General features: G+C 53.0%; 12 protein-coding genes. 2 read left to right on the top strand and 10 right to left on the bottom strand.

The features are described 5' to 3' along the window. Positions 1-100 precede the first annotated feature (100 nt). The 3 genes from nhaD to ATI45_RS15125 all read right to left on the bottom strand — a co-directional run bounded on the left by nhaD (position 101) and on the right by ATI45_RS15125 (position 4363). On the bottom strand, positions 101-1576 hold the full coding sequence (gene nhaD / locus ATI45_RS15135; protein WP_228706056.1) for a sodium:proton antiporter NhaD: 1476 nt from the start codon (positions 1574-1576) through the stop codon (positions 101-103). Positions 1577-1777: 201 nt separating this feature from the next. Then, on the bottom strand, positions 1778-3469 hold the full coding sequence (gene ilvD / locus ATI45_RS15130) for a dihydroxy-acid dehydratase (protein WP_098420419.1): 1692 nt from the start codon (positions 3467-3469) through the stop codon (positions 1778-1780). A gap of 228 nt (positions 3470-3697) precedes the next feature. Then, positions 3698-4363 (bottom strand): DUF2959 domain-containing protein, encoded by a 666-nt coding sequence (locus ATI45_RS15125; RefSeq protein ID WP_098421780.1) that lies wholly within the window; start codon positions 4361-4363, stop codon positions 3698-3700. 114 nt (positions 4364-4477) lie between these two features. Between ATI45_RS15125 and ATI45_RS15120 the strand changes: the two genes are divergently transcribed. Then, complete coding sequence (locus ATI45_RS15120; protein ID WP_228706055.1) at positions 4478-4936, top strand: YchJ family protein; 459 nt, start codon at positions 4478-4480, stop codon at positions 4934-4936. 6 nt (positions 4937-4942) lie between these two features. On the opposite strand, the gene ATI45_RS15115 is transcribed toward ATI45_RS15120, so the two are convergent. The 7 genes from ATI45_RS15115 to rpmH form a co-directional block, all read right to left on the bottom strand. Next, positions 4943-6409, bottom strand: a complete 1467-nt coding sequence (locus ATI45_RS15115; protein ID WP_098420416.1) for an aldehyde dehydrogenase family protein — start codon at positions 6407-6409, stop codon at positions 4943-4945. Between the two features lie 99 nt (positions 6410-6508). After that, positions 6509-6742 carry a DUF2789 domain-containing protein gene (locus ATI45_RS15110; RefSeq protein ID WP_098420414.1) on the bottom strand — a complete coding sequence of 78 codons (234 nt, stop codon included), beginning with the start codon at positions 6740-6742 and terminating at the stop codon, positions 6509-6511. Positions 6743-6894: 152 nt separating this feature from the next. Beyond that, positions 6895-8265: a tRNA uridine-5-carboxymethylaminomethyl(34) synthesis GTPase MnmE gene (gene mnmE / locus ATI45_RS15105; protein WP_098420412.1), complete on the bottom strand. Its 1371-nt coding sequence runs from the start codon at positions 8263-8265 to the stop codon at positions 6895-6897. Between the two features lie 123 nt (positions 8266-8388). After that, entirely contained in the window at positions 8389-10092 is a 1704-nt protein-coding gene (gene yidC / locus ATI45_RS15100) for a membrane protein insertase YidC (RefSeq protein ID WP_098420410.1), read from the bottom strand. Between the two features lie 4 nt (positions 10093-10096). Further along, a complete protein-coding gene (yidD, locus tag ATI45_RS15095) occupies positions 10097-10360 on the bottom strand; it encodes a membrane protein insertion efficiency factor YidD (protein WP_218926145.1) in 264 nt (87 codons plus the stop codon). Beyond that, the gene (rnpA, locus tag ATI45_RS15090) at positions 10360-10776 is read right to left on the bottom strand and encodes a ribonuclease P protein component (protein WP_098420407.1); all 417 of its coding nucleotides are present in this window, start codon (positions 10774-10776) and stop codon (positions 10360-10362) included. The genes yidD and rnpA overlap by 1 nt, the downstream gene beginning before the upstream one ends. Before the next feature lie 15 nt (positions 10777-10791). Further along, the gene (gene rpmH / locus ATI45_RS15085; protein ID WP_026224022.1) at positions 10792-10926 is read right to left on the bottom strand and encodes a 50S ribosomal protein L34; all 135 of its coding nucleotides are present in this window, start codon (positions 10924-10926) and stop codon (positions 10792-10794) included. Between the two features lie 711 nt (positions 10927-11637). On the opposite strand from rpmH, the gene dnaA reads away from it, so the two are divergent. Then, entirely contained in the window at positions 11638-13077 is a 1440-nt protein-coding gene (gene dnaA, locus ATI45_RS15080) for a chromosomal replication initiator protein DnaA (RefSeq protein ID WP_098420405.1), read from the top strand. Positions 13078-13092: the final 15 nt, after the last annotated feature.

Raw genomic sequence — 13092 nt, 5'->3', positions numbered from 1 at the left:
CGGCGGCAGCAATATAGCGACCGCCGCAAGAATAGCGCTTGGTTGGGGAGACTACGCTGGCGCCTGAGGTTCCGATCAGATTTCGGTGGGCGCCAGAGTTTCAGAACAGACCGGCGTTAAGCCAAAGGTGGGACAATATGGCCAATACGTAGCCCAGGGCAATAGCCGGCGTCCAACGCAGGTGACTCATAAAGGTGTAGTGGCCGCGGGCCTGGCCCATGAGTGCGACACCAGCGGCAGAGCCAATAGACAGCATGGAACCGCCCACACCCGCTGTCAGGGTAACCAGCAGCCACTGGCCATGGGACATGTCAGGATTCATCGACAGCACCGCGAACATCACCGGTATGTTATCAACCACCGCCGATAAAATACCCACCGCAGCGTTCGCCAGGGTGTGGTTCCAGCCGGTGTAAATAATGGTGGAAATTTCGCTCAGGTAACCGATATAACCAAGACCACCCACCGCCAAAACCACACCGTAGAAGAACAACAGGGTGTCCCATTCAGCACGGGCAATCGGGTTAAACACGTTAAACGGCAACGCCTTGTCCAGGCGGTTCAGCAGGCGGAAATCTTGGTGCACTTCGGCCCGTTTGCGTTCGTTTTCCACGTGTTGTTTGAACGTCCGACCCAGGTAATAGCCAAATATCTGAAGGTATCCTAGACCCATCATCATGCCCACCACTGGCGGCAAGTGCAGGAAGTTGCTGCCGCAAACAGCGGTGATAATGGTCAATAGAAACAGGGCAACGCAGCGGCGAGCACCGCGTTTCATAATAACCGCTTCCGTTGCCGGGTTTGGCATGTCATTGGGAATGAAGAAACTCATGATAATCGCCGGCACCGTGAAACTGACAAGCGCTGGTATAAATAAGTCAAAAAACTCGGCGAAATTAACCACACCTTTTTGCCACACCATCAGCGTGGTGATGTCGCCAAACGGCGAAAATGCACCACCGGCGTTGGCCGCAACAACGATGTTAATACAGCCCAGACTGATAAATTTCGGGCTGTTTTCGCCCACTTTTAGCAATACCGCGCACATCAGCAACGCGGTGGTAAGGTTGTCGGCCACCGGCGATATACAAAATGCCAACACGCCGGTAATCCAGAACAGGCTCCGGTAACTGAAACCTTTGCTCACCAACCAGGCCCGCAAGGCATCAAACAGCTGGCGCTCTTCCATAGCGTTTATGTAGGTCATCGCGACCAACAAAAACAGCATTAGCTCGGAAAATTCCAGCAAGTTGTGGCGTAGTGCCACCGCAGTGCTTTCGGTATCACCATTGGCAACGTAAACCGCGGCTATCGAAAACCAGATTAAACCCGCGGCTATCAACACCGGCTTGGATTTTCGCAGATGCAGCTTTTCTTCCATCATGACGAAAATATAGGCAATCACAAACAGCAGAATGGCGATGTAGCCTACCGGATGGTTGGTCAGGTCCATGCTCTCGGCCGGTGCAGCCAAAGCAGAACTACTAAACGCAAATAGGGCAAAAAATACACTGAGAAGGAATACCGGCCAGCGCCGGGCAGCCACAGCTAGGGAGAGTGACATTGAGAGTGACATTGTTAGGCACCTGAACGTGTTCTTGAGTTTCGGTAATTTAAGGTAGGCTCTATTAGAGCGCAAAGCGGTTGCAAAGAGCTTGACTGATGTCGTTTAAAGCCGCTTTTTCGTTAACTACCCATTAATTTGCAGAGTGAAGATGTCGACAATTTAAACTCGGCGCCTTACCGCTGTCTGCGGTAACGGCGCCGGGCTTATCCCTCAGGGCTCGGGAAGGTCGGTGACCGCACCGGTGGACGCTGAACTCACGGTGCGCGCGTACTTGGCCAGCACACCGCGGGTGTAACGCGGTTGCGGACGCTGCCAGGCTTCGCGGCGGCGCTGCAGTTCGTCTTCATTAACGCTCAGTTCAATACTGTCGGCCACCGCATCAATCACGATTTCGTCGCCGTCCTGAACCAAGGCAATAGGGCCGCCATCAAACGCTTCCGGGGTAACGTGGCCCACTACGAAGCCGTGGCTACCGCCGGAGAAGCGACCGTCGGTTATCAAAGCCACATCGTTGCCCAACCCACGGCCCATAATCGCCGAGGTGGGTGACAGCATTTCGCGCATTCCAGGGCCGCCACGGGGGCCTTCGTAACGGATGACCAGCACGTCGCCAGCCACCACGGTGCCATCCAGAATTCGCGCCTGGGCTTCTTCTTCCGAACCAAACACCCGCGCCCGACCTTTAAAGTGGGTGCCTTCCTTACCGGTGATTTTTGCCACAGAGCCTTCCGGCGCCAGATTACCAAACAGAATGCGCAGGTGACTTTCCGCTTTGATGGGCTGGTCCAGAGGCATAATGATTTTCTGGCCGTCGGCGTAAGGCTCTACCATGGCGAGGTTTTCAGCCAAAGTTTTGCCGGTTACGGTCATACAATCGCCGTGCAGCATGCCGGCGTCTAGCAACATTTTCATCAGTGGCTGAATGCCGCCAATGGCCACCAATTCGCTCATCATGTAGTGGCCGCTAGGGCGCAGGTCTGCCAGCAATGGCACTTTTTTACCAATGCGGGTGAAGTCATCCAGGGTTAGCTCTACGCCGACCGTGTTGGCCATGCCAATCAGGTGCAGTACGGCGTTGGTGGAACCGCCCAGGGTGATGATCACAGTGATGGCGTTTTCAAAGGCGGGTTGGGTCATGATGTCGGAGGGTTTGATATCCCGATCCAACAGATTCATAACCGCGGCGCCGGCGGCTTCGCAGTCGGCTTTTTTGTCATTCGACACCGCATTCTGCGCCGAACTGCCGGGCAGGCTCATGCCCAGCGCTTCAATGGCCGAGGCCATGGTGTTGGCGGTGTACATACCGCCACAGGAACCGGGGCCGGGAATGGCGGTTTCTTCAATCTGCTTCACTTCAATCAGCGACAGTTCGCCCTTGGCATGGGCACCCACGGCTTCAAACACGGAAATAATGTCGGTGTGGCCTTCGCCGGGCAAAATAGTACCGCCGTAAACAAACACGCTGGGCCGGTTAAGCCGCGCCAGGCCCATGATGCAGCCGGGCATGTTTTTGTCACAGCCGCCAATGGCTACCAGGCCGTCAAAACCTTCACAGCCGGCCACGGTTTCAATGGAGTCCGCGATCACTTCCCGCGACACCAGGGAATACTTCATGCCTTCGGTGCCGTTGGCGATGCCATCAGAGATCGTAATGGTGTTGAAAATAACGCCTTTGCCACCGGCCTGGTCCGCACCCTTACAAGCAATGTCAGCCAGCTCGTTAATGTGGCTGTTACACGGGGTAACCATGCTCCAGGTGGAGGCAATGCCGATCTGCGGTTTGCTAAAATCCTCGTCGTTAAAACCGACGGCCCTCAGCATAGAGCGGCTGGCGGATTTAGCTACACCGTCCACAACCGGAGCGGAGAAACGGCGGCGAGGGTCTTGGGGGGTATCACTCATGGCGCTATATCCTTATTTTTGTCGTCCTGTCGTTTGCGGGTAACAGGCGGCTTAAAGAGGGTTGGGCCGCAAGTTTACACCAGGACTTCACAGCGCTGAAATATTACCGCGGCTGACGGCACAAAATGGGTCACACTTTTATCAATCATCCAAGTGCCGTTTCTGGCTTCTTGCCCGGCGCAGGCTGAACTCAGCCGCACCGCGCATTGCTCCCGATTAACGGGCGCCTTAGCGAAACTGTTTTATAAACGCCTCAGATTCAGCAATGGACGCTTCCATATCGCGAATCAGGCTGTCTACATTCTGGCGAATCTGCCCTAGCTCGCCTTCCAGAGCGCCAATCGCCTGGGCATTCAAATTGTGTTTCAGGAACAATACCTGATCTTCAAATGCTTGCAGCACCGGGTTCATTCGTTTTTCGACCTGACGCATACTGCTCATCAGGCTGCTGTAACGTTCGCGGGTTTCATCCAGCTGCCGCTCGCTGTTCTCGCGCAAAGCCGCACTCTTATACAGCTTCAGCTCGTCTTCCCACTCATCAAACAATGCGACCGATACGTTCTCTACCGAGTCAATGCGGTCGCGAACACGTTTTGCTGCGTTCTCGCTGTTGTTATAAGCGTCGCTGATTGCGTCGTATTTTTTCTGCAAGCTGGTATTAGGCGTGTCTACCACGCTCTGGAACCGCTCCAGTGATGAGCGGAAGGTTTCACGGGCGTCGCTTTGGGCATCACGGGCTTCCCCAACCCTATCCACCAGAATATCGCGTTTTTCTACGCCTATTTGTTCCATGGCGCTGTAATACACGGAGCTGCAGCCGCTGAATAGCAGCAGCAGACACAACAGGCCGGTTACGCGGGTAAGTGCGGAAAAACGCTTTATGAGTATAAACATGCTGTAAATGGGTCCTTTAATCGCTGAATACATTGGTTAACGCGCTTGTGTTTAACGGGCTGTTATACTCTTTGTACTTTGTAGCCTAATCACTCTGGTAAACACGCCATCAAAATGACTGATTCGCCTACTATTCCACACTGCCCCTGTGACGGCCAGAACACCTACGCCGAATGCTGTCAGCGCTACCACCAGGGCACTCCTGCCCCCACGCCTGAAGCCTTGATGCGCTCACGTTTTAGTGGGTTTTCGCTCAAGCTTGGCGACTATATGCGTGCAAGCTGGCACCCAAGCACCCGCCCTCCAACGCTGAATCTGGACGATACAACAGACTGGACGGCTCTGCGCATTCTAAACAGCAGCCAAACCGGCGACACGGGCCAAGTACATTTTCAGGCCATTTACCGCCTACACTCGGGTTGGGGCTATTTACAGGAACACTCCCAGTTTGTGCGGGAAGATGGCCGCTGGTATTACCTGCAGGGTAAGCTCCATGAAGGCGTTCTGAAACCCGGTCGTAATGAACCTTGCCCCTGTGGCAGCGGCAGGAAATTCAAGGTTTGTTGCCAATAAACGGAATCAGAACGGATACTGCCTTGGTTCTCGCTGCACGCTCACCCATTGCACGCTGGTGAACTCATCAATGGCCCAATCGCCATTAAAGCGGCCCAGTCCCGAGTTTTTATCGCCACCAAAAGGCGTGTGCGCTTCGTCGTTTACGGGCATATCGTTGACGTGGGTCATGCCGGCCCTGACCTTGCGGGCAAATTGCAGGCCCCGGTACAAATCGCCACAGAATACCGCGCTGGACAGGCCGAACTCCGTGTTGTTAGCCAGTTCCAGGGCGTGCTCTTCGTTCCTGGCTTTCTGAATACCAATCAAGGGGCCGAAAATTTCCTCGCGGCTGATTTCCATATCAGGGGTTACATCGCCAAACACGTGTGGCGGTACCATCTGCCCGTGAATGTCACCCTCGAGGAGCACCTTGGCGCCCTGCTCTTTGGCTTTGGCAATTTTTTGCTGTAACCCTTCAAGCTGAGATTTGTTAATGACGGGACCAATAGCGGTGTCCATGGCCGATGGGTCACCCACGTTCAACGCCCCGGCATGGGCCACGAATTCTTCCACAAAACGGTCATACACCCGCTGGTCCACAATAATCCGGTTAATGGCCATGCAGATCTGGCCTTGGTGCAAAAACTTGCCAAAAATCGCTGCTTTTACAGCCTGCCCGACGTCTGCATCTTCCAACACCACAAACGGGCTGTTGCCGCCCAGTTCCAGAGCCACTTTTTTCAGGTAAGAACCGCCCGTGGCTAGTTTGCCGATGTTCTTGCCCACAGGGGTGGAGCCGGTGAAGGAAATCAGAGCGGGTATGGGGTGGGCAACAAAATCATCACCAATTTCAGAACCCGGGCCAACCACCACGCTAAGCAAACCCGCAGGTAAGCCGGCCTCGGCGAAGATGTGGGCCAGCAATAAGCCGCCAGTGATGGGTGTATCGCTAGCGGGCTTGATCACCACCGCGTTACCCAAAGCCAACGCCGGTGCCACGGAACGCTGCGACAAATGCAGCGGGAAGTTCCAGGGGCTGATTACACCCACTACACCCAGTGGCCGGCGAAACACCAGGTTATCTTTACCCGGAATGTTGCTGGCCATGGTCGCGCCGTGAGCGCGGGCCGGCATACTGGCGGCTTCCTGGGTAATGGCGCGGGCGCTGCCCCACTCAATATTGGCTTTTAAGCGCGTGCTACCAGACTCGTAAATTAGCCAGTCAATGATTTCGTCTTTGCGCTCGTCGAAGATCGACAAAACCCCTAGCATCAGTGCTGACCGCTCCGCCGGCGGCGTGTCTGCCCATGCTATCTGTGCCTCTGCGGCCTTTTGATAAGCCGCATCCAGATCGGCGGAAGTGGCAGAGCGAATTGTAGTCAGAGTCTCGCCAGAGTATGGGTTTTGAACAGGGCGCGATTCTTCGCCGCAGCCTTCGCGCCACTCTCCTGCTAGCAGTTGTAAATGAAAATCTCGATAACGTTCAGTCATGAATTCGTCCTCACGTTTAGCAATAAGAATTTTGTGAGCACCCGGCTACAGTGTAGCTATTCGTAAAAAGCTTACTACCGAAACAGTCGATCCGAAAAATCAGTGTCGTAACAGAGCGTTGAGCTCATCAATGGCTTCGGCCCAGTCACTGTCGTCTTCCAGACCTTCCCGTAAAAACTGAGACTGGCCCAGGCTCCAGAAATCTGCGTCTGCCAGCACAACTTCAGGTGGCAGTGGGGAATGCTGGCGTACAAACTGTTCCATGCTGGCATCGTCGGCTGCCAGGCCCAACTGCTGAAAAAGGGTGGAAAGGGTGTGTTTGCTGGTATCCATAAGCGCTCGCTTCCCTAAAAAAATCAGATTTACACCAGACTTTAGCCGAATTTCTGAATCTATCCAGTGGCGATGGTGCTTGGGCCATTACTTTATCTGGCTAATAACGCATCTGAAAGCAGCTTACTGAAAGGTAATTTTCGATTTATATATTACTTTCCAATACAAAACGAGCCAAAAATCTTACCCAAAAGCTCATCCGGCGTTATCTGTCCGGTGATTTCTCCCAATGCATCCTGCGCTGCGCGAAGATCTTCCGCCAGCAGTTCACCGGCGCCGTAGCCTTCCAGTTGAGCCTGGCCCTGAACCAGAAAGTCCGCAGCGCGCTCCAAGGCTTCCAAATGGCGGCGACGAGCCAGGAAACCGCCCTCAGTGGTGCTGGCGAAGCCCATACATTGCTTAAGATGCTCCCTCAGTGTGTCCAAACCCGCGCTGGACTTGGCCGCCAAGCGCACCACCGGGGCCTGCTGCGGTGATAATTCAGACAAACCAACACTTTCACCCGATAAATCCACCTTATTGCGGATGACCGTAATCGGTGCGGCGGCTGGCAGCTTATCAATAAAGTCTGGCCAGATTTCATGGGGGCTGGTTTTATCAGTGGTGGTGGCATCCACCATGAGCAGTATGCGGTCGGCTTGGCGGATTTCATCCCAGGCGCGAGCAATGCCAATCTGTTCGACTTCGTCTGGGCTATCGCGCAGGCCGGCGGTATCAATAATGTGCAACGGCATGCCGTCAATGTGAATGTGTTCCCGCAAAACGTCGCGGGTAGTGCCTTCAACGGCGGTCACAATAGCCGCCTCACGGCCAGCAAGAGCGTTTAACAGACTGGATTTACCGGCGTTGGGCCTGCCGGCAATCACCACTTTCATGCCATCCCGCAAAATAGTGCCTTGCTGGGCTTCCAGCATGATGCCCCGAAGCTGGTCTCGCAGACTCTGAAGATCGGTGGCGACTTTGCCATCGGCTAGAAAATCGATTTCTTCTTCTGGAAAGTCGATAGCGGCTTCCACATAAATGCGCAGGTGGGTAACAGCTTCCACCAGCGTTTCAATGCGCCGCGAGAACACGCCTTGCATAGAGCGCACCGCGCATCTGGCAGCCTGTTCCGAGCTGCTTTCAATCAGATCAGCAATGGCTTCTGCCTGGGCCAGGTCGAGCTTGTCATTAAGAAAGGCCCGCTCGGAGAATTCTCCAGGCCTCGCCAGTCTTGCGCCCAGAGCACATACCTCCCGTAGCAGCAGGTCCAGAATCACGGTTCCGCCATGGCCCTGGAGTTCGAACACGTCTTCGCCGGTGAACGAGTGGGGGTTTGGGAAAAACAGCCCAATACCTTCGTCGATCAGTTCGCCCTGGCGGTCCTTAAACGGGCCGTAGTGGGCATTTCGTGGCTTGGGCGCGTAACCCAGCAGGCTATGGGCAATAGCAGTCGCCTGAGGGCCAGAAACCCGCACTATGCCAACGCCGGCCTGGCCGGGTGCAGTGGCGATGGCTGCAATGGTTTCTGTGGGATAATTCATGGCCGCGACTCCGGGTAACGTGAAAGAGATAAGTTGGGTTATAACGCCTGGTTTTTCCAGAGTACTGAAACAGCAAAGGCCCCGAAACGGAGCCTTTGCTGGATAATCTGACTGATTAAATGATCAGTGCTTTTTTTCTGCCATTTGGGCTTCAATCTTGCGAGTAATGTACCACTGCTGACTGATGGACAGAATGTTGTTGACTACCCAGTACAGTACCAAGCCTGCCGGGAACCAGAGGAAGAAGATGGTGAATACAACCGGCATCAACTTCATGATTTTCGCCTGCATGGGGTCTGGCGGTGTGGGGTTCAGGTGCATCTGCAACATCATGCTGGCACCCATGATAATCGGCAGAATGAAGTACGGGTCCATCACCGACAAATCGTGAATCCACAGCGCGAAAGGTGCGTGGCGCAGTTGTACGCTTTCAAACAAAACCCAGTATAGGGAAATAAACACGGGCATTTGCACCAGTATGGGCAGGCAACCGCCCAACGGGTTGATTTTTTCACGCTTGTACAGCGCCATCATTTCCGTCGACATACGCTGGCGGTCATCACCGTACAATTCTTTCATACGGGCTAACTTCGGTGCGACGGCGCGCATTCGTGCCATAGAGCGGTAGCTGGTTGCCGACAGATGGAAGAACAGGGCTTTAACGCACACAGTCAGCAGTATTATCGAGACACCCCAGTTACCGATGATGCCGTGGAACCAATTGAGCACAACAAACAACGGTAGGGAGATGAAGAACAGCCAGCCAAAGTCCACGGTACGGTCCAGATTTGGAGCTACCGCTTCCAGCCGGTCAATAATTTTTGGACCAACGTAGGCCGATGCGCCTACCTCAACGGTTTCGCCAGCAGGTACGTTAGTTGCTGGATAGACAAAACCCATAACGGCCAAAACGCCGCGGCTGGTGGTCTGGAACTGGGCCTGTTGGTCTGGCTCTGGTATCCAGGCTGTCAGGAAATAATGCTGTAGAAACGCCATCCAGCCGTTGGTGACAGACTTATTGATCGGTTTGTCTTTAAGATCGTCAAAGTCATATTTTTCATAACGATCCTCAGGCGTGCTGACGACTAATCCTAAAAAAGCTTTGATACCCATGCTGTTCTGTGACGTTTGATCACCCGCCTGGTCACGCACAATTTTGCCGGTAAAGTTCGCTTGCCACTCACTTTCTGACTGGTTATCGATTACGTAGCGGATACCAATCTGGTAATCATCGCGATTGAAAGTGAAGCGTTTGATGATACTTACACCGCTGTCAGTGGTGTAGTTTAAGTCCACTGCAAGCTGGTTTTCGCCTTCCGCCATCTGGTAGCTATTCTGGGTTGAGCTGTACACCGGTGCGCTGCCATTGCGGCTGTTATCTGGACCGTCACGACCTATCAATCCACTTTCCAGCACGTACAGCCGGTTTTGCGTATTCGACAGCAGTTTTAGCGGCTCGTCGCCGTTCAGTTCTTTGTCATACTGCAGCAGTGAGCTACTGACAAGATTACCGCTGACTCGGTCTATGGTGATATCAAACACATCGGTTATAACGTGAACGTACTGATTGCTGACGTTGCCGGCGTTATTTGTACTACTTAGCGATGTTCCGCTTTCCGGCGTAGTGAACTCATCGGAGCTATCGGTGGTGACGCCGCCTGCTTCGGGCAGCGTCATGTTGTCGCTGTCGCCAGTGGCAGAAAAGTCCACTGGTTCGCTGGTTTGAGCTACTGGCGTAGGCTGGTGATAGTCCTCGTTCCAGGCGAGTACCATCAAATAACTGACAACTGCCAGGCCGGCAAAAAGTACGATGCGTTTAATATCCATAGATTTACTGTCTGGTTTCGTGAGTTGTTGGAACTTGAGGGTGCTTGGCAGAACAGGCGCCCGGAACCGGATCATAACCGGAACTCCCCCATGGATGACACCGCAGCAATCGTTTTAGCGCTAGCAAAGAACCTTTAGCGGCGCCGTGCTGGGTGATAGCTTGGGCAGCATAATCTGAACAAGTGGGATAATAACGGCAACGGCTGGACAACATCGGGCTGAGACAATACTGATAAAAACGAATGGGCAGTAGCAGAAGTTGGCGCATTAGTCCGTTCCTTTTGCTTCGCCAGATAGGACAGAGGCTACGGATACCGGAGTAGATTGCAGTTTGCTGTATTTGCGTTCCAGTCGCTGCCAGAGATCCAGCAGGGCGAGATTAACCTGATTATTGTCTAACTGAGCTAAACCCTGGCGGCCAAGAACGATAATATCCAGTGCTGGGAGCTGCTGCTTCAACCTGAACGTTTCACGAATTCGGCGTTTAATACGGTTGCGCTGTACAGCCAGCTTCAGGTTCTTTTTGGCAAATATGAGACCGATCCTGGCATGTCCCAGAGAATTGGGCGTTGCCAGAATCAGAAAATTCCGGTGCGGAACTTTCAGTTGCACGTCATCGAAGACTTTGCCGTAATCAGCTGGTTTGAGCAGGCGATGCGATTTCGGGAAGTTCAAAGCCTTCATGAGGCAGACCAAAAATTACGCAGACAGACGTGCGCGACCTTTTGCACGACGGCGAGCCAGGACTTTACGGCCGTTTGCGGTGGCCATACGAGCACGAAAGCCGTGTACGCGCTTACGCTTCAGTACGCTTGGTTGAAACGTTCTTTTCATGGGAATGATCTCACAATTCTGGATTAGGAATTCAGTCTGTGGTTGGAAAATGAACAACCAAAACAGGAGCGGCATTCTATGCAAATCCGAGCGGGAATTCAACGCTAATAAACGGGTTGTTTTTACAGATGCTGGAATAAGCTCAATTGACTCAGCAAATCTTCTTTTTCAGCTGGTGCTTCGTCCAAGCAAAAACCTGAAAAGAGGCTCCGCTAACTGTAGTAATTGTTCTTTTATAATTCTCTTTAAAGATTGAATACTACTGTTATTACACAGGCGTTTTTCTGTGGATAAGCAGTTTAAAACGATCTAAATCATATAATTATCCAGTTGGCGAAGGTGATGACAAGTGCCGGTGGGGGTTGTGGATAAGGGCAATGTGAATTGTGGATAACTTAAGATTGGGAATATCGGATTAGTTATGCACCTTGTGTACTCAGGTTTTCCACAGGGGCCAGCGGTGGATGTGCACACACCTCTGTGGGTAACTTTTATGTTTTTATTTTCTGTACACAAGGCTGTCAGTAAGTCTATAAGATATTAAAATATATGATTATTTTTTTCCACAGGCTGTTTATGAATTGCTTGGAGCGCTTTTACTGATGGCCTCGGCAGGGTAGAATCGCGAGTTCTCTTCAAAGGCCGGTGGTTAAAAAATCGCAAGGCCTCAGAAAAACGCGGTGTTTTGTTATCAGGTGGTGCCGATACGGTATGTGGCAGCAATGTCTTGAAGTACTCCGGGACGAGTTTCCGGCACAGCAGTTCAATACCTGGTTGCGACCGTTGCAGCCAGATTTGCGTGATGGCCAGTTGGTTCTTTTTGCTCCGAATCGGTTTGTAATGGACTGGGTGAATGAAAAATACCTTCGCCGTATCGAAGAAATACTGAAAGATTTGAACGGTGGCCACGCCCCCAGAGTGGGTATGAAGGTGGGTTCTGCGCCCAAAGCCGGTGATTCAGACCGTCTTGAGCCAACAGTAGCCAATAACAGGCCCTTGGCAAAAGACGATCGCGGTGAACCGGCAAGCCAGCAGACCAGGCCGGCCGCGCCTGTAACCGCGCCAGCAGCTTCGCGCCCAAGAACATCCGGTACCCGGCCCGGCGCGCAGGTTGAAGGCGATGTAAAGCACCAGAGCTTTTTGAACGAGACATTCACATTTCAGACGTTTGTTGAGGGTAAGTCGAACCAGTTGGCCCGCGCGGCATCCATGCAGGTTGCGGAAAACCCCGGCGGTGCCTACAACCCACTGTTTCTATACGGTGGGGTTGGCTTGGGCAAAACCCACTTGATGCACGCGGTGGGCAATGAAATTGTGCGTCGCAATCCGAACGCAAAGGTCGCCTATCTTCGTTCAGAACGTTTTGTGGCAGATATGGTTAAAGCGCTGCAGTTGAACGCCATCAACGAATTTAAACGTTATTACCGCTCGGTCGATGCACTACTGATCGATGACATTCAGTTTTTTGCCCGTAAAGAGCGCTCCCAGGAAGAATTTTTCCACACGTTTAACGCGCTGCTCGAGGGCGGCCAGCAAGTCATTGTGACCAGCGACCGATTCCCGAAAGAAATTGTGGATCTGGAAGAACGACTGAAGTCCCGCTTTGGCTGGGGTTTGACGGTGATGGTTGAGCCGCCGGAGCTGGAAACCCGGGTGGCTATCCTGATGAAAAAAGCCGAGCAGGTGAACGTGAAGCTCAGCAGCGAAGCGGCGTTTTTTATTGCTCAGAAAATTCGGTCCAACGTGCGCGAACTGGAAGGAGCTTTGCGCCTGGTAATCGCTAACGCTCACTTTACCGGCTCGGAAATTACGCCGCCGTTCATTCGCGAGAGCTTGAAAGATTTACTGGCACTGCATGAAAAACAGGTCAGTATTGATAATATTCAACGCACGGTGGCGGAATATTACAAAATCAAAGTGTCGGACCTGCATTCCAAGCGTCGCACACGTAATGTGACCCGTCCGCGTCAGGTGGCTATGTCGCTGTCGAAAGAGCTGACAAATCACAGTTTGCCGGAGATTGGTGGTGCTTTCGGTGGCAGAGACCACACCACAGTGCTTCACGCCTGCAAGAAAATCATAGAGTTGCAGGAGAGTGACCCGGGTATACGGGAAGACTACCAGAACTTTATGCGATTATTGACCAGCTGACAGCTGCGCTATTGC

Source organism: Marinobacter sp. LV10MA510-1, assembly GCF_002563885.1.
GTDB lineage: Bacteria > Pseudomonadota > Gammaproteobacteria > Pseudomonadales > Oleiphilaceae > Marinobacter.
This window is presented reverse-complemented; position numbering and strand designations above follow the sequence as displayed.